The following is a 17,614-nucleotide window of genomic DNA, read 5'->3' on the forward strand; positions in this document are numbered from 1 at the left end:
TTCAAGTTATTAAAAAAGATTGAAAAAGCCTTACATCTAAATTATAGACATAAGGCTTTTTAATAACTGTAGTTACGCAGGAATATATTTTTGTTTGAGTTTTTGCACATTGTCAAAAGCTACTTTTATAGCCTTGATATAAATTTTTTGTTTTAGAGCTGTTTGATTTGTTTTGATGGTTTTAGCAATACATTCCCATTCATAAAACGCAAATAAGCACATAATACAATGATTTTGTTGTGTGTTAGCTTTATGAGCAGGAGATTTTGCATAATTCAAATTAGATTTTATAGAACGATGATGCTCCTCTACTTTCCACCTTCTTTTGTAGATTGTAGTGATTTGAGAAAAATCAAGCCCTTCTTTACTACATACTAGATATAAACAACCTTCACTTTCATCTTTGTTTTTAAAGACTTGTTTCACTAAAGAGAGTGGAAAATCTACTCCTTTTAGATACACCGTTTGGGTAGTCTTATCTTCTATAATGAGTTCAGATAAGGCTTGATAATGACCTTTTTGCTTCTCTGCTAGGCTTAAAGCTACTTTTCTATTTTTTTTGATAGCAAATATGAAATTCTTTTTGTGGGTCTGTTTTACCCACTTCATATTTTCAGCAGAACAAAACCAAGAATCGGCTAATACAAACTCAAAGTTGATTTGATTATACATCGCTTGACTTACCAACTTACGAAACTTAGAATTTTTATTCTCTGGACTTCTTCTTTTTACTACGCCTTTATTTTCATAATATTCTGTTTTGTGAACAAAATCAAATCCTACTGGAATAGAAAAACCACCACATTCAAATAAGACACTTAGCTGATTAATCCCTTTTACACTACGTTTTAAACTATGATCATAATGCCAGCTAATCAAAGCGTTTTCTTGCATATACTGTTTTTCTTCAATGTGGTCATCTAAAATCAGAACACCGTCTGAATGACAAGTGGACAAAGAACGAACAGTAGGTTTTACCTTTAACCAAAGCTCATGAGAGCCGATAGAATCATTTAAAAAACGAGTAAACTCGTCATGACTAATTTCATTATCTAAAATAGACGATAAACCTGTACAAGTAATCTGACCACTACTAGCTAATAAATAGCTACTATACAAATTGCCTAAATAGTTGTTCATAACGTTTTTTTTGCTAATTTAAACCTAATTAGACAAAACAAAAAATAGCTGCGTAACTCCAGTTAATAAATTAGCTTTTTTTAATTCGCTTTATCTAGCCAATACAATTTTAATATTTTCTCTTCTATCAGAAGAAATATATTCTACATAGTATAATCCAGAAGAGTAACCAAGCATATTTATTTCTACTTTGTTATTTCCTTTTTTAGTAACTCCTTCTATACGTTTAATCTCTTGTCCTAAAGAATTGCGAACTACCATTGTGTAGTTTTCTGCAACCTCAGAACTGAAATGTATAGTAGTAGAAGTAGTAAATGGATTTGGAGAAGCCTTAAATGTAGTTTCATTCACTTCTTCTTTTATTTGTACTTTTTGCAAAGGATCTACATCACCTGTTATATCTCCTGTCTTGACTCCTACAAAATCTTGATTGATGTAACTTGCAGTTATTGAATTATATACTCTAGTATTTTCAAAACAAGGAAGATTGTTACTATAATTAGTATATATCAAACTCAGATCATAATCTGAAGAAACAAATTTCCACGAAGGAGCTGTTATACTACTTATGTTTCCTAGAACAAAATTTCTCAACATCATTCTATCTCCAAGATTAACTCTACAATCTCCATTTACATCTGCTGCTAGGAATAAATAAGGAGTATTGTTGAATGTTGGTGTACCTCCTGCTGATGCACCTCCACCTCCAATTGCTTGCAAATCAGCATTATCAACTCCATTGTGTGGATTAATATCTTTACTCGGACGTACTTTATAAATAGTGTTTGGCAGTACATTAAAACTGTAAACTCCATCTGATATAGTAGTTATCTGACTAATTACAGTATTATTTGCATCTAATAATTCTACTACTACTTCTCCAACTGGAGCATTATCAACATGATTTCTGATAGTTCCACTAATCTGAATATCTGATGATATATGTGTTGTAGCTTCTGCATATATATAATCTGAAACTAAACCTGTAGAAGACATAGCTTTCAAACGATATTGATAAGTAGTGTAAGAATCTAATCCTTCATCTGTATAGGTAATTTCGTTTTCATTGATGTTAGCTACTATTTCATAAGTCGAACTTCCCAATATACGACGCTCCAAAACAAATACTTGTTCATTATCAGAATTATCTAACCAAGTAAGTTCGATTTTACTAGAAGATATTGCTTGAGCTTGCAAGTTGCTAGGAACAACTGGTGCTACATCAACAAAATCTATCATTAAGTTATAACTTACTCCTCCTGTTGGTACTCCTTCATTATGTTGTGATACATGGAAAACATAAACAGGGTCTTGCAAACTAAGATTATTTGAAGGTGGAATACCAAAAGATAGACCTAACGTATAGCTTTCTCCTGCATCTAACCAAAACTCCATCCAACCATTACGTTGTTCAGTAAGTCTGACAAGAGAGCTGCTTCCATTTATGAAATCAACATTATTGCTCAAATAATTATTTGCACTCCATCTAGATAACAAACCTGGAGGTAGTGAGATTTGCAAACTATTATATTCTAAATAATGGGCTTTGCCAGGAGTATGAGGATCAAAGTCATATTTTACTCGTACCATCTTGCCCACCAAATCATCATTTTTGATAGTAACTGTACCATCTCCTTGTATAGCAGAAATAAAATTCAAATTTCTCCATGTCTTATTATTAGAACCAGAAATGTTAGCAAGAGGAAGATGTCCAAATCCTGATGTTTCTTGACAGGATAAGTCACTTGGATTTATACAATCAAAAAGTTGAGCATAACTACACGTGTGTCCACCCCCACCTATTCCTATAATACCTGCATCTACTGGAATAGCAATAATCAATTCTCCTCCACTAGGTAAGTCTCTTGGAATACTAGCTATTAAACCAGTAGGTAGATATGAAGTCCAACCACCAGGGTTAAGAGCAGTAACAGATTGTGAGAATGAAACATCAAATTGAAGTCCTTCTCCAAAAGCTCCACATTTATTATATACTCTTAAATATATATAATTTAGCACTCCACCTACTAAAGTACCTGGATGTGCATCTACTACTGCTTCAACTGTAGCAAAATTAGAAGCATTACCATCACTATAATAAAATTTAATAAACTTTTGAGGTTGAGTATTTATATCGAACCCTAAACTAGGATACAAAGGAGCAACCAAATCATAACCAACAGGTGGAGCAGTACGAGTTACACTGATAGAAGGACTATTCCATCCACCACCACTAGGCTGCTGACCAAAATCGAAAGGATGATCTTTATAATATAAGTCTTTAGCTGGAGCTTCTACAACTGTAACTGTTACAGTATTTAGACTATTATTAATATAAGTTCCTCCACAAGTAGTGGCAGTAGTATTATTTGTAATAGTTGCTGTAACACTTGTACCTATACTTGACGAGATGTTCCAGTAACCACCAGAAGTGTAAGTCTGTCCTAATAATTCTAATTCATCTCCATTAGACAAACTTGGAGTAAGGAAAACCTCAGCTTGGTTAGAACCAGCACAAGCCATTATTTGTAGATTATAATCTTTACGTCCACTTTTTACTTCTATGATGTCAGTAGCACTACCACAATCATTTGTGTAAGTAATTTCATAATCGCCAGATTGTAAACCACTCGGATCAAATATATAGTTTGTTCCATCAAAATAAACTCCTTGTCCACCACTATACACACCTCCCAAAGGTAAACCTCCTGATAAGATAAGAGGAGTAGCTGCATTTACACAAATACTTTCTTCTGGAATATCTAAAGCTACGCTTGAGCCTTTCGTTATAGATACAGTTCCTGTGTTGGTACAGCCATTTGCCATAGTAGCTGTAACAGTATAAGTGGTTGTTCCGTTTGGTAGTTGGTTTAGAATAACTCCTGTACCACTTATAGTAGGACTAACAAGACCAATTGTAGGACTCCAGCTATAACCAGAAAGGTCGTATCCAAAAGTACGAGCTGATATCGAAACAGAAGTTTGATTATCTCCTTCACAAATGGCAACATCAGGAGACATATTTAGAGGAGGAGCAGGGTCAAAAACTTCTACTTCTAAGCTCTTAGTGAAAATACATTCACCATTTGTAGTGGCTGTAATGCTAATCGTACGAATACCTGCGTCAGTAGCTGTCCAAGTTTTAGAAAATGGAGCAGAACCTGTCTGAACAACTACTCCATCTAGCTTCCATTCGTAAGTAACATCATTTTGTATATTGCTGATAGAATACTGGTAAGTATTCAAACAAACTCTAGTTTCTCCTTCAATCTTAAAGTCTGCATATTCTGGTGTCATATTGACCCATACTGCATTAGAACTCTGTTCTTGAGGAATTCCATTTATTGTTACAGTTACAGTAGCATGATAATTTCCTTCTTGATTAGCAGTATAAGACGAAAGATTAGCTCCTGCTATTGGAGTAGCGCAGTCGTCTTTGTACCATTGCCAGTTGGTAGGGTTCAAACTGCTATCTACATCTCCAACAAGCTCTAAACCTACACATGATGTTTCTGGGGTGTTTTTTAGGCGAAGAACCTTGTCATGTAAATTATTACTGTGCCCAATGAAAGGAACAATACCAGAAACATATATTCTATTATTATCATAATATTCTATATTACAGTTCATTTGCATCGTTGGAGCTCCTGTAAATCCATCATCATTAACAGTCTTCGTCCAAAATGGTAATCCACACTTATTGACTTTACAAACTACATTTCCATAATTACCTAAAACATTCGTAGCAAACGGTGTACTGTTTATTTTACCTTCAGATTCATATGTTATTGTAGCGTATACATTATTTTTATCATCAGCTACGATATCATTTATTACCTCGTTTTCTCCTTCTATATTGAGTCCCCAAAGCAAATCTCCATTCATTTTATAGCTTAATATTCCAGCATTATTATCTGAGTTGCTAATCGTTTCCAAGGTATAGGAACTACCTAAAACTCCTAATGAATTTATACCAAAGTTTATTTCACAAGGGAAGTCATTCTTGTACTTCTTATAATCTAAAGACATATATATTCGTTCGCTACTAACATCAAGATTGTTAGTAGTCCTGTCAGTATTAAGCCATATGCCACCATACATGCTTCTTAGCCACTCTAAATTACCATCAAAAATATTAAACTTAAGCAATACTAAGCCCTGTTTGTCTATGCTCAAGTTTGAATTAGATACATTTAATGATAAGAGGTTATTGTTACCCAAAGAGATTGTTAAACTATTTTCATTGTCCAATAAATTATATCCAATTGTCGAATATATATACTCTCCTCTTTGGGCTAGCCCTAAAGATAAAGAGTTTCCCCTTGAGGTATTAATCACTCTGCTCCAGTCGTACCCTCTATTGGGATTAATTTTAACAACAAACCCTTCTGGACTTCCATCCTGATTAATTGGGTAATGGATTGTATTTCCAAATGTAACTGAATTAACAGCACTCCAATGAATTAGCCCACTTACATATAAGTTACCTTTTTTATCAGTAACTATTTGTCTAGCTTCAACCCCCATTGGTAGTGCCTTAAACCAACTCACTCTAGTACCTATTACGCTTGGACTATTGTTGTAAGCTACTATTGCATTAGCTTCGTATAGATTTGTGCCTAAACGGTTAAAACCTTCTGCTGTGTAACTTCTAGAGGGTTGATCTAAACTAAAAGTGATATTTTGAGTAGATGAGTACCAAGCCTGTAAAATAGCTACTGTCAAATTATTTTCTGTATTTACGACTCCCCAAGCTTGTACGTGTGCATTAGGACACCCTACTCTAGATATCCAAGTAGGATTTTCATTTTCATCATAACCTGCTACAAAAAACTCTGACATAGCAAAAGGAATTTGAGTTGATGAATATGAACCAAGAGATATTTGCCTACCATTTATTCCTGTAAGTCCACCTGTTCTAACAAATCCAGCTTTATTAGGATATTTTTTTATTAGATGACCTTCTTGAGCACTACGGAAAACAGCAGAGCCAGTAATCCCATTTCTCAGTTCATCTACCCAAACCTCATCAGCTATATTCTCAGGAGAAATAGTAAGGTCTTGCCCAAAAGCATTTACAGACAAGAAGAGGGATAGCAAAAAGAGTTTTGCTATAAAAATTGTTTTTTTCATGGCACAAATATAAACTTGCAGTTAATAAATTATGAATATAAATTGCAATTTACTTACACATAAATTACACATTACAAATGTAAGACTTATTTTTTTATAAAAAAATTATCCTACTATCATTTATATACTTTCTGATAAAAAATCACTTCATATAGATTTAATCTTTTTTTTCAGAAAATATAATTTTTCGTTTTTATATCTTATTTTTGAGATATATTTTAGGTCTTATTTTATTCTCAATCTCTACTTATATGTCTTTACTTACTGTCAAAGTTTTTTCAACACCTACCGAAGCACATTTATTCAAATCAAGATTAGAAAATGAAGGCATTGATTGTTATTTATTTGATGAAAACATTGGAGGAATGAATATTACCTATGATGTTGCCCTTGGAGGAATAAAAGCAAAAGTAAATTCGGCTGATACTGAGCAAGTAAAAAAAGTTTTGCAAAAACTAGAAGAAGAACAAAAGGCAAAAGATATGTTTATCAAATGTCCTGTTTGTGAATCTACTGAACACTATGAAAATTTCACTTCCATAAAAGGATGGTGGGCTATTATTTGGGCTTTTTTAGGAATTGGTCGTCAAACACAAAATTATAAATGTAAAGAATGTGGAAACGAATTTGAAAAAGGAGAAATCAAACAAATAGAAAAATTATAATGAAAAAAATACAACATAGCCCCCAAATTTGGACAATAGAAAATTTCTTATCTGAAGAAGAATGCCAAAATCTCATTATTTTTAGTGAGAATAAATCCTACGATGAAGCAACTGTAAGCCTGAAAAGTGGTGCAAAAATGATGAAGAACATCAGAAATAATGAGCGTTTAATTTATGAAGACGAAAAACTAGCTAAAAACTATTGGCAAAAATTGAAAGAGTTTTGTCCTAATTTTATCAATGAAATAGTAAAAGAAGAATCCAAAAAAAGTGAAGTTATTGGACTAAATTCTAGATTTCGTTTCTATAAATATGAATCTAATCAGCGTTTCAAAAAGCATATTGATGGAAGAGTAAAGTTAGAGAAAGATAGAAAAGAACTAGAAAGCAGAATTACATTTATGATTTATTTGAGTGATGATTTTGAGGGAGGACAAACTGTTTTTGATTATAAAAATGAAGAAAATCATACAATTCAAAAAATAGAAATTCAGCCAAAAGCAGGAACAGCACTTTGTTTTGTTCACGAAATAAAACACGAGGGAACACCAGTTCCACAAGGAACAAAGTATGTTTTGCGTTCGGATGTTATGTACCAAGTTGTATAACTAAAACTTTGTGGCTACATTTACTAACTACTTCTAAATTAGCTATTAACTTTACCGTTGCTTGTGTCCCCACGAGCGACAATAATTTGCCGTTGTTGGTGTCCTCACCAACTCATAATTATCAATTGAACAGGGTTTTAACCCTGTCTTCATAAGCAACACAGGATTATGGAAGAAAAAGAATTACCTATCAATTTTTTTAGTGAAGAAATTGATTTTGAATTAGAAAATGAAGAAAAAACAAGTGATTGGATTCAAAAAATTGCCCATAAAGAAGGTTTTGTAGTCTCTTCAATCAATTATATTTTTTGTGATGATGAATATTTACATAAAATTAATATGGAATATTTGAATCATGACACTTATACTGATATTATTACATTTGATAATTCAGAGCAAGAACAAGTTTTGGAAGCCGATATTTTTATTAGTGTAGAGCGAGTAAAAGAAAATTCAGCAGAACTCAAAACTACTTTTCAGCAAGAGATTCATCGGGTTATGGTTCATGGGCTTTTACACTTGACAGGAAATGACGACCATTCAACAGAAGATAAAAAATTGATGAGGGAAAAAGAAGATGAAGCTCTTCAATTATTAGTGATTAATTATTAGTGATTAATTATGAAAATACCTCAACGACGGCTTTATGTTTCGTTGACGGTTAAAACAAATACAACTATGAGAAAAAATCCTCCAATGCCTAAAAATAATCCTCGTATAATCAATGCGTGGGCTACTTACGACTGGGCAAACTCTGTTTATAACTTAGTTATCACAACTACAATTTTCCCTATTTTCTTCAATCAAGCCACAAGAGCTGCTTTTGGAAGTGAAAAAGTGGATTTTTTCGGAATGACTATCGAAAATACAGTTTTGTATTCGTATGCTATTGCGCTTTCATATCTCATAATTGCAGCTATTTCGCCTCCTCTTTCTGCGATGGCAGATTATGGAGGAACGAAAAAACGCTTTATGCAATTTTTTACGTATTTGGGCGCAGGAGCATGTTTGTGTTTGTTCTTTTTTGATGGAACAAATGTAGAACTGGGAATTATCTGTGCAAGTGTCGCCAGTATTGGTTATGCAGGAGGGATGATTTTTTATAATGCTTTTTTGCCTGAAATAGCTACAGAAAACAAGTATGACTCTGTAAGTGCTAAGGGTTTTGCTATGGGTTATATTGGAAGTGTTTTACTACAAATTATTAATATTGGAATGACTCTAAAACCTGAGTTTTTTGGTTTTGCTGATGCTGCTGAAGGTTCTCGTTGGTCTTTCCTTTCGGTGGGTATTTGGTGGATTGTGTTTGCTCAAATTCCGTTTTATTTCTTAAAAGATAATCCTCCTTCAAATCCTGTAAAAGTAAATTGGTTTAAGAAAGGATTTGAAGAATTGAATATGGTTTGGAAAGAAGCTCAAAAACTACCTTCACTTTTGAAATTCTTGATTTCGTTTTTCTTCTTTAACATGGGAGTCCAGACAGTTATGTTTATGGCATCACTTTTTGGAGAAAAAGAATTACATCTTGAAACGGCAAACCTAATCGCTATCATCTTGATTATTCAAGTAGTAGCAATTTTAGGGGCATATCTTTTTGCTAAAGTATCCGACAAAAAAGGAAATATTTTTTCGCTTACAGTATTGATTGTTCTTTGGATTCTGATTTGTATTTTGGCTTATTTTGTCCAAACAGCAGAACATTTTTATGCTTTGGCTATTTTGGTAGGCTTGGTAATGGGAGGAATTCAGTCGCTTTCTCGTTCTACGTATTCCAAACTTTTACCAAAAGATACGCCTGATACAGCTTCGTATTTTAGCTTTTTCAATGTTGCTGACCGTCTTTCTACTTCTATCGGAATGGGGGTTTTTGCGCTCATTGAAGATTATTCAGAATCTATGCGAAATGGTATTTTTGCACTTACCATTTTCTTTGTTATTGGTCTGATAGTTCTTTTACAGATTAATAGAAAGGCAATTAAAATATAAAAATTCACGTTTTTATAAACAGGGTCAAAACCCTGTTCAAGTGACAAAAAAAAACTTTTATTCTTTATAGCTTTACTTCCCTAAAATTCTTAAAAGAAAAAAACGTCATTCTATTTTTCAATAAAATGACGTTTTGTATTTTTCTGATTTATTTTATTCCTCTTTATTCCTCCTCTGGATAAGGAACAAATACAAATCTTGTAAAACCTTCATCAATCACAAAAAGGCAGCAAAACTCATCAGGATTTTTGTAAGCAGCCTTAAAACGGTCGCTTCCCTCTTTGTCTAAAACATTTCTTTGTTCAAACTCTTCTAAAAAAGAAGCGTAATAGTCCCATTCTAATTCAGGCATTTCATTTTTTGAAAACAAAACTTGTCCGATAGGTTGCTTTGCTTTACAAATTGGAAAAACAGGATAGTTTGAAAAACCTCTTTTTTTGATTTGATAGGCTGCTTCTTTCAAATTATCTGCAATTTTGATAAAGTTTGTTGTTAGTTTGCCTAAATATTTAGTGTCTAATTCTGCGTCGTTGTAGTCTTCTATATCCATTTTTTTAATTTTATGTCGTTGGTGAGGACACCAACAACGGCATAGTAATCAGTAACCAGTTTGTTCAGTTACTAGTAAATAGTTACCAGTAGCCAGTTAAATTTGAATTAAATATTTTTTGATTATTATCTGTATTTCGTAGCCTTACTGTACCCTACTTTTTTTAAAAGTGCTTTTTAGTTGCAGAGCAACGTTATATAATTTGTAATATTCAAACAAAAAAATATCAATATTGTGTTGCAACTTGAATTTCAAATAAAAAAAAGTAAAGTACAGTTTCGTAACCTTTAATCCGTAATTTTTATCGAATTACTTCTCTTGGAAAACTTACGATACTTTCGTGTCCGTTTTCATCAACAGTAGCTACTCCAAAAAGATAATTGTCTATAACAATATTTTCAAGCACAAAGGTAATTTGTTCTTCTGTATTTTCTATATCATTTTGGTAAAATTCTTTTGGTACAAAACGAGCATATTGCCATTGAGGAGCTGTTGTTTCTCTCCAATAAATTTTATAGCCAATAATAGTTGATTTTTCTTGTTTTGGTTTTTCCCAAGAAAGTTTAGTAGAAGGCTGAACTGCACCACCAATTTTCACATTTTGGGGTGCTAATGGTGACCAACCTAAGTTTGCAAGTACAATTGTATTGACAGAAGTTAGCTTTGCCAAATAATCAAAATTTACTCCTTCCACAACATCGCCATATTTTATTCCATCTTCTTCTCTAATATCTTGATGCTGACGATTGTAATTTTCGTGACTTTCCATTATGCGAACACCTGCAAAACCTTCATCATTAAAAGGTCTGTGATGTCCTCCTCTTCCAAATCTATCCAAACGATAAATCATTGTCGGATTCATTTCAGGCATATATTTTTGTGTTGTTGAATGAATATAACGAGCAAGCTGACGGGAAATACCATCTATTTCTCCTCCATAATAACGTCTTCGGTTTCTTTCCTGTTCAGTTTCTGTGGTAGGAGTTGGTTCTGAAAAAATACGAAAACTACGGTTATCTATTACTCCATCAACACCTTCAATATTTCCAATCATATCATTGTTTATTACTCCAATAATATCCCAACCGTCTTTTTTGGCTTGTTTTGCCATAAATTGTCCTCCAAAAAGTCCTTGTTCTTCACCTGAAAGAGCAGCAAAAGCAATACTATTTTTGAATTTAGATTTTCCTTCTACATGGTACTTTGATAAAACTCTAGCAGCTTCCAAAATACCTGCAATTCCTGTGGCATTATCATTTGCCCCTGGTGCATCAATCGTATAATTAGTTACATCAGAAGCACGAGAATCAATATCGCCAGACATAATTGCATAACTATTCGGGTTTTCTGTTCCTCTCAAAACAGCCACTACATTTACAATCCAAACATCATTTACAATACGTTCGTTTGCTCCTTTTTTAAGTAAATTTCTTTGATATGAAACTTCTAAACAGCCATTGCACTCTGCCGAAATTTTATCAAATTCTGCTTTTATCCACCTTCTAGCTGCGCCAATTCCACGAGTTTCTGAAACGGTATCTGAAAGTGTATGACGAGTGCCAAATTCAGCTAATTTTTTAACATCTTTTTCTACATTTTGAGTAGAAATATTTTTTATAATTTCATAAATTTTCGGGTCGTATTCTGAGTAAGAATCAGTTTTTTGAGCAAAAGATAAGGTAGAAAATAGTAGAAGAAGAAAAAGTAAAGGGATATGAAGTAATTTCATTTTGAGCAAAATTAATTTTAAGTTTAAATAATTGCTAACTAGAATCATAGAATTAAGTTTTTTGTTTTAATCTATGAAACCTCCATTAGCATTACGAATAATTCTTGGTTTACTTTTAAAATATCTAATTGTACGAACAAGTTTTGTAGAATCATTTTCTAATTCGTGCCAACCTAATGACATTGTAACTGTGTCAAGATTTGTCTTATGAATAATAGTAATTTCATCATTATATTCTTCTCTATTTCTATTCAAAAAGCAATAATCAAATTCATTTAGGGCTTTATTAAATTCGTTTATATCAATAGGTAGATTTTTTATAGAATCTGGGATGTTATAATAATTATATTTTTGTGTAATAAGAATAGTATCTTCTGCATAAACAAAACCCTTTGCAACTACATTATTCATGTCTTCCCAAGATAGTGTATAGTAAAATTTTAGACGTTTGTTATTTTTTATCTTAAAATAAATATCTCCACAACTTCCAATCATCGTATCACATTCTGAAAGTTGATTTGTATCAATATCAAATACATCATCAAAGGGATTGTAAGTAGGAGTTTGTTTATAAAACACAATTCCAAGACAGAAAAGTAGAGCTGATATGAGATAAAATAATCGTTTCATAAGTTGAGTTTATCAGAAATTTAAAAGGCTACTTAATATTCAATACTTTCAAACTATAGGGTAATTGTTCTAAAAACTCACTCCAATAGGGTATTTCATTTACATCTAAAAGTGTATAGTAGGTAGTTGTCTTAGTTCTATTTTTTGTTTTGTTTTTGAATGAAACAAATTGCAGAGACAAAGCACACATATTATAATCGCCTCTTCCTGTATGAGCAACATATTCTATGAAGTAATTAATCTCTTTTATATCATCAAAATTAAAAGTTCTTTTATCTGTTTTTTTCTTTATAGTTATTCCTTGTTTTTTCATGTCAAGAGCAATATGAGTAGCTCTATTTGGATTAATTTTTCTATTCAAAAATGTTGTAGATTTTTTTTTATTAAGATAATAAGCTGTTGCTCCTATTAGCCCAATAACAAACATAAGAGCTACTAAAGGACTTGTTAGGCTACCAACAAGAATTGCAAGAAAAGTTAATAGAGTCATAAAAATTAATACTAGTATTCCTGTAATGGCATTTTCTGAAAGAGAATGAATAGTATTATCGACATCTTGGTTTCCTTTCTTAAATAAAAAAGGCAAATACTCCAATGGTTTGGCTTCTAAAAATAACTTTTTAGGTTTGGGAATATCAGTAAGTGTTTCGGCTTGATTACAATGTATTTCTCCCAAATATTCCCAACTTTCTATAAAAAAAGCTGATTTACAAGCTGCACAAATAACAATTGTATGTCCTTCTTCTATTAGCTCTCCTGTGATTGGGTCTATTCTTCCTTGTTTTAAAAACTCTGAATGCAATTCTTTTTCTAAACGATGTGGGTAGTTCATTTTTTTGATTTAGTGGTTAAATTATTCTTTAGTTTGTAATCTGTAATACTTTCAAATTGTAAGGTAGTTCTTCTAAGAATTCACTCCATTTTATTATCTCATCATTATTGATACTGGTATGATATTTTATTTTTTTTTCTCTCATAGAAATAGGAGTAATTTCTAGAGTAAGAATATAATTAGGTTGCATATAAACCAAAGAATATTCTATTTGCCTAGTTTTTTTAAAAGGTAAAGATTGTCGTTTTTTGTTTTGCTTTATTTGTAAAGATTGATTCCTTGAATCTATTGCTATATAAATATCTTTTTTAGGATTAGAGGAGATTCCATACTTTGCTTCTTCTTGTTTGTCATTCATTTTAGTTGCAATCAAAATTACTAATCCGAAACAAACGAGCCCAGCTAATATTACAGAGATAAAATATCCAATCAACACCGTAAAAATTCCTAATCCTAATAATGAGGAGGAAGTATATATCATTAGTTTCAACATTTCTAAAGTTCCATCTGAACCAGTTTTTGCAAAATAAACTCCTTTTCTAAACAAAAAAGGTAAATATTCTAATGGTTTGGCTTCTAAAAATAGCTTTTTAGGTTTGGGAATATCAGTAAGTGTTTCGGCTTGATTACAATGTATTTCTCCCAAATATTCCCAACTTTCTATAAAAAAAGCTGACTTACAAGCAGCACAAATAACAATTGTATGTCCTTCTTCAATTTGTTCGCCTGTAATGGGGTCTATTCTTCCTTGCTTTAAAAACTCTGAATGCAATTCTTTTTCTAAACGATGTGTATTTGTCATATAAAGGTTATATACGACAAAATTAAAATTGAAGTTTAGATTTTTTATGAGATTCTTGCCTATTATTGAATCTTCGTTATCTGTAAAATGAAATCAACTTCATTTTTTTGCAGCTATTAATTTCAATAATTATGTATTACTTTTGATAAAATATAGAAATACTTGTTTTTTAGCTCTACTCTTCAAACATTCATAAAGCATTACAAAATGACACGTTGGGAAAAAATACGAATTATCATTTCAAGAGGTTGGTCTTTATCTGGCAAATACCGTTTGGCTCGTTATATGTCCAGACAAAATAAAAAAAATGCCCTCTCTTTTGAAGGAATTTCGTGGATGCAAAATGAAAATATCCTACTTCATATTGATACAAAAAGTTATGTAGAATGGTCTGTTTTTTCGATGGCAGAATATGAAACGGAATTAGCTCGTCTTATCCAAAGTCAGGTAAAAGAAGAAAATATATGTTTGGATATTGGTGCAAATATTGGCATTCAGAGTTTGAGAATGGCGCAAAAAACGACACATAGAGGAAAAGTAATTGCCTTCGAACCTGTCAATCACCTAAGAGAACGTTTAGAAAAAAATGTAGCTTTGAATAGAGCAACTCAAATAGAAGTTTTACCTTATGCACTTTCTGATTTTTCAGGAAGTTCTACTATGAATATTAACCCAGAAGATGAAAACCAAGGTACAGCATCGCTTTCTGAAAATGGAAATACAGAAATACAAGTTAGAAGAGGAGATGATTTATTGAAGGAAATGAAGATTGAAAGACTTGATTTTATAAAAATAGATGTAGAAGGATTCGAATATCAAGTTTTGGTAGGTTTAAAAGAAAGTATTAATCGTTTTCGTCCTTCTATTGTATTCGAATATGATAATCATTACGCTAAAGAAAGGGGAGGGAAAAGTTATGCTGATTTTTATCAATTTTTTGAGGAGTTAAATTATACTCTCTTTGGAGTAAATGAAATTGGAGGCGAACTCCTTTATAAAGATAGCAAGCAAATAGAGGCAAACATATTAGCCATTCCAAATAGTTAAGAAACATAAATTAATTAGTTGAGCTTTCTTTTTTGTTACTTTCCAAAATTTCTAAAGCACTTTGTAGTGTTTGTAGCGTTTGTCGTAATTGATTTACTTGTGTCGGAACTTCTGGAAAATCTAGACTTATAAACGCAGCAAAACGCCAAATTTCTTCAATATCTTCTACCAAAACAGAATAAGAGGAAAACTGTCCATTTGTATCTTCTAAAAGAAGTGTATCGTTTTGAGTAATCTGATTTTTGATTTTTCGAAAAATAATTCCTGTATTTTCAGAAACAATAATACACGGTTCATTATCTTTTAATTCATTCCAATCAGCCACAAAAGCACCTACTACAATGCTATTTGTTGGCGCAGCTAAAAGTGAATCCGAAATTTCAAAGGCTCTATAGGTATGATTGAGAGGTAAAGCTGGCAATTGGCACTTTGGCAAACCTGCTACAAAATCAATATCTGAATATCCTTTTATATAATCTTCTTCCGAATCCGAACGAACAAGTTCAATATATTCATTTTCGTTTCGGTCTTGTGTAATACTCAAAACACGCAATCTTTCAGCAGCTGCATATTTTTTCAATTCTGGTAATTCAGGGGCATTTTTACTTTCAGGTTCTATCGATAAATCTTGATTAATAAACTGCTCCAATGTAACACTAAAAAAATTAGCAATTTCTAATAAAGGCTCTAATTTTGGAGTTGCTCTTTCCTCTTCGTATGAGCCAATCTTCTTTAAAGACACTCCTAAGTGGTTTGCTAAGGCTTCTTGAGTTAAATTATGTACACGACGAAGATGTCGTAAGTTAGAAGAGAAGAACATAAACTATGTGAGGTGTAAAAAAATAAAAAATATTTTGATAAAATTTTTAGCAAAAAGTTTGGTGTTTATCGAATCAACTTGTATATTTGCTTATAATATTAGCAATTCAAGCAAAAAACGTTTGATTTATTAGAGAGAAAAATAAAAAAGTTATATTTTTCTTCTTCTTTTACTAAACATTTGGCAAGTTAGAAATTATTATTGTCAATCTGTTATCTTTTTGGGAATTATTTGTCAAAAAGAAGAGTTTTATTTCAAAATTGCTAATATTATTAGTTTTTTATACTTTATTTTATAGAAACTTAAAAACTTTGAAGAGTCTTTGTGAAAATCCTTTTCAAAATTGTCTTCCTTTTGTTAGCAGTTGAGCATAATTACACTAACAAAAATTACTATTCTATCAAACAAATAATTCTGTTTTTATTGACCTATTTCTACTTATTACCTCGGATAAATTTAAAAACTTTATCCAATAAATAAATACCATGATGAAGCAACTAATAATACTCGACGACGCATTCCAAACTCTAAACGAAGGAAAGAAACTTCTTTCACAGCCTGTCTTTTTTGAAATTCCATACTGGAAAAAAACAGTTGATTTCAAAATAGAAATTACAGACCGTTGGCTGATGGTAATCATTGCAATTTTAGTAATGATTATCGGACTTCAATGGTGGATTCCACAGAACAGCAACACGACACAAATTGATAATATGCTTGTACAGATGCCAAATAAAAGTAGTGTAATTCCTACTTCTATGCCAGCATCACAGCCAATCAATGATGTTCTTTCATATATCATGACACATTTAGAAGAATCACAAAACGAAACACCACAAACACATCAAGAACAAAGAGATAATTTTTTGGTGCAAAAGCAGCTTTTAATTACTAAATACTTGATAGAAAATAAAGCCTCTCGTTTGGATAAATTGCCTGATGATGAATTATTGAATTTGAATAAAGAAATTACGCAGCTTTTTATTGATTTGGTTTTAAATAATGTAAATGCTCAGAAACATGTCTATAATTATTTTACAGATAATACAGATTTGAATAAAATTGAAACATCGCTCATGGAACAAGCAAAATTTCATGTTCCTGCATCGATAAAATTGGCTCAATCTGCATTAGAAACAGCTTATGGGCAGCGAATTGTAGATAATAATTATTTTGGCATAAAAGACAAAGCTCAAAAGAGTAGTCTGACCACAACAACAGAATATTATACAGCTTTAGAAATGCAAGCTAATAAAAGTATAATTGTGAGTTCTAAACGAGTAGTAAAAAATGGAAAAACGCTTTATAAGTGTATTGTGAAAGACCATTTTGCAGAATACAATTCGCCTTGGCATTCGTTTCGTTCACACTCTGTTTTTCTTAGTACCAACAAACGTTATTCTCCTTTATTTACGAAAGGAAAAAATTATGAAGATTGGGCAGACAAAATTGGTTCTACAAAATATGGAGGCGTAGGCTATGCAACTTCTCCAATTTATGGCGAAATTTTGAAGAAAATTATCAAACGTTATCACTTAGATTTATTAGATTTTTAATTAAAAATAAATAAACTGGTTCAAGCGTCGACGCTTGAACCAGTTATGCTTATGCTTTACTTTCTTCCTTCATTTTTCCTGACGGTAGGAAAATAGCCTGAAACAGCTTTAAAGGC

The 17,614-nt window shown here is 31.9% G+C and carries 14 protein-coding genes; 6 read left to right on the forward strand and 8 right to left on the reverse strand.

Annotated features, from left to right (window positions below):
• Positions 1 to 72: 72 nt before the first annotated feature.
• Both V9L04_RS06615 and V9L04_RS06620 read right to left on the reverse strand, forming a co-directional pair.
• Positions 73 to 1,140 (reverse strand): transposase, encoded by a 1,068-nt coding sequence (locus V9L04_RS06615; protein ID WP_338791501.1) that lies wholly within the window; start codon positions 1,138 to 1,140, stop codon positions 73 to 75.
• 90 nt (positions 1,141 to 1,230) lie between these two features.
• Positions 1,231 to 6,273 (reverse strand): T9SS type A sorting domain-containing protein, encoded by a 5,043-nt coding sequence (locus V9L04_RS06620; protein WP_338793297.1) that lies wholly within the window; start codon positions 6,271 to 6,273, stop codon positions 1,231 to 1,233.
• A 251-nt stretch (positions 6,274 to 6,524) separates the two neighbouring features.
• Here V9L04_RS06620 and V9L04_RS06625 point away from each other — a divergent pair, with 251 nt between their 5' ends.
• The 4 genes from V9L04_RS06625 to V9L04_RS06640 all read left to right on the forward strand — a co-directional run bounded on the left by V9L04_RS06625 (position 6,525) and on the right by V9L04_RS06640 (position 9,532).
• Positions 6,525 to 6,938, forward strand: a complete 414-nt coding sequence (locus V9L04_RS06625; RefSeq protein ID WP_338793298.1) for a hypothetical protein — start codon at positions 6,525 to 6,527, stop codon at positions 6,936 to 6,938.
• The gene (locus V9L04_RS06630; RefSeq protein ID WP_338793299.1) at positions 6,938 to 7,546 is read left to right on the forward strand and encodes a 2OG-Fe(II) oxygenase; all 609 of its coding nucleotides are present in this window, start codon (positions 6,938 to 6,940) and stop codon (positions 7,544 to 7,546) included. The genes V9L04_RS06625 and V9L04_RS06630 overlap by 1 nt, the downstream gene beginning before the upstream one ends.
• Positions 7,547 to 7,714: 168 nt before the next feature.
• A complete protein-coding gene (gene ybeY / locus V9L04_RS06635; protein ID WP_338793300.1) occupies positions 7,715 to 8,158 on the forward strand; it encodes an rRNA maturation RNase YbeY in 444 nt (147 codons plus the stop codon).
• A gap of 66 nt (positions 8,159 to 8,224) precedes the next feature.
• On the forward strand, positions 8,225 to 9,532 hold the full coding sequence (locus tag V9L04_RS06640) for an MFS transporter (protein ID WP_338793301.1): 1,308 nt from the start codon (positions 8,225 to 8,227) through the stop codon (positions 9,530 to 9,532).
• A gap of 163 nt (positions 9,533 to 9,695) precedes the next feature.
• On the opposite strand, the gene V9L04_RS06645 is transcribed toward V9L04_RS06640, so the two are convergent.
• The 5 genes from V9L04_RS06645 to V9L04_RS06665 all read right to left on the reverse strand — a co-directional run bounded on the left by V9L04_RS06645 (position 9,696) and on the right by V9L04_RS06665 (position 14,075).
• Entirely contained in the window at positions 9,696 to 10,082 is a 387-nt protein-coding gene (locus V9L04_RS06645; RefSeq protein WP_338793302.1) for a hypothetical protein, read from the reverse strand.
• Between the two features lie 301 nt (positions 10,083 to 10,383).
• Positions 10,384 to 11,811, reverse strand: coding sequence for a M28 family metallopeptidase (locus V9L04_RS06650; RefSeq protein ID WP_338793303.1), 1,428 nt, complete (start codon positions 11,809 to 11,811; stop codon positions 10,384 to 10,386).
• Between the two features lie 66 nt (positions 11,812 to 11,877).
• A complete protein-coding gene (locus V9L04_RS06655) occupies positions 11,878 to 12,441 on the reverse strand; it encodes a hypothetical protein (RefSeq protein WP_338793304.1) in 564 nt (187 codons plus the stop codon).
• A gap of 28 nt (positions 12,442 to 12,469) precedes the next feature.
• Entirely contained in the window at positions 12,470 to 13,273 is an 804-nt protein-coding gene (locus V9L04_RS06660) for a hypothetical protein (protein WP_338793305.1), read from the reverse strand.
• A 28-nt stretch (positions 13,274 to 13,301) separates the two neighbouring features.
• On the reverse strand, positions 13,302 to 14,075 hold the full coding sequence (locus V9L04_RS06665) for a hypothetical protein (protein WP_338793306.1): 774 nt from the start codon (positions 14,073 to 14,075) through the stop codon (positions 13,302 to 13,304).
• 207 nt (positions 14,076 to 14,282) lie between these two features.
• Between V9L04_RS06665 and V9L04_RS06670 the strand changes: the two genes are divergently transcribed.
• Positions 14,283 to 15,122 (forward strand): FkbM family methyltransferase, encoded by an 840-nt coding sequence (locus V9L04_RS06670; protein ID WP_338793307.1) that lies wholly within the window; start codon positions 14,283 to 14,285, stop codon positions 15,120 to 15,122.
• 10 nt (positions 15,123 to 15,132) lie between these two features.
• Here the strand turns inward: V9L04_RS06670 and V9L04_RS06675 are convergent, their stop codons facing one another.
• The gene (locus V9L04_RS06675; protein ID WP_338793308.1) at positions 15,133 to 15,942 is read right to left on the reverse strand and encodes a helix-turn-helix transcriptional regulator; all 810 of its coding nucleotides are present in this window, start codon (positions 15,940 to 15,942) and stop codon (positions 15,133 to 15,135) included.
• 488 nt (positions 15,943 to 16,430) lie between these two features.
• Between V9L04_RS06675 and V9L04_RS06680 the strand changes: the two genes are divergently transcribed.
• On the forward strand, positions 16,431 to 17,498 hold the full coding sequence (locus V9L04_RS06680) for a glucosaminidase domain-containing protein (RefSeq protein ID WP_338793309.1): 1,068 nt from the start codon (positions 16,431 to 16,433) through the stop codon (positions 17,496 to 17,498).
• Positions 17,499 to 17,614: the final 116 nt, after the last annotated feature.

The organism is Bernardetia sp. MNP-M8 (genome assembly GCF_037126285.1).
Lineage (GTDB): Bacteria > Bacteroidota > Bacteroidia > Cytophagales > Bernardetiaceae > Bernardetia.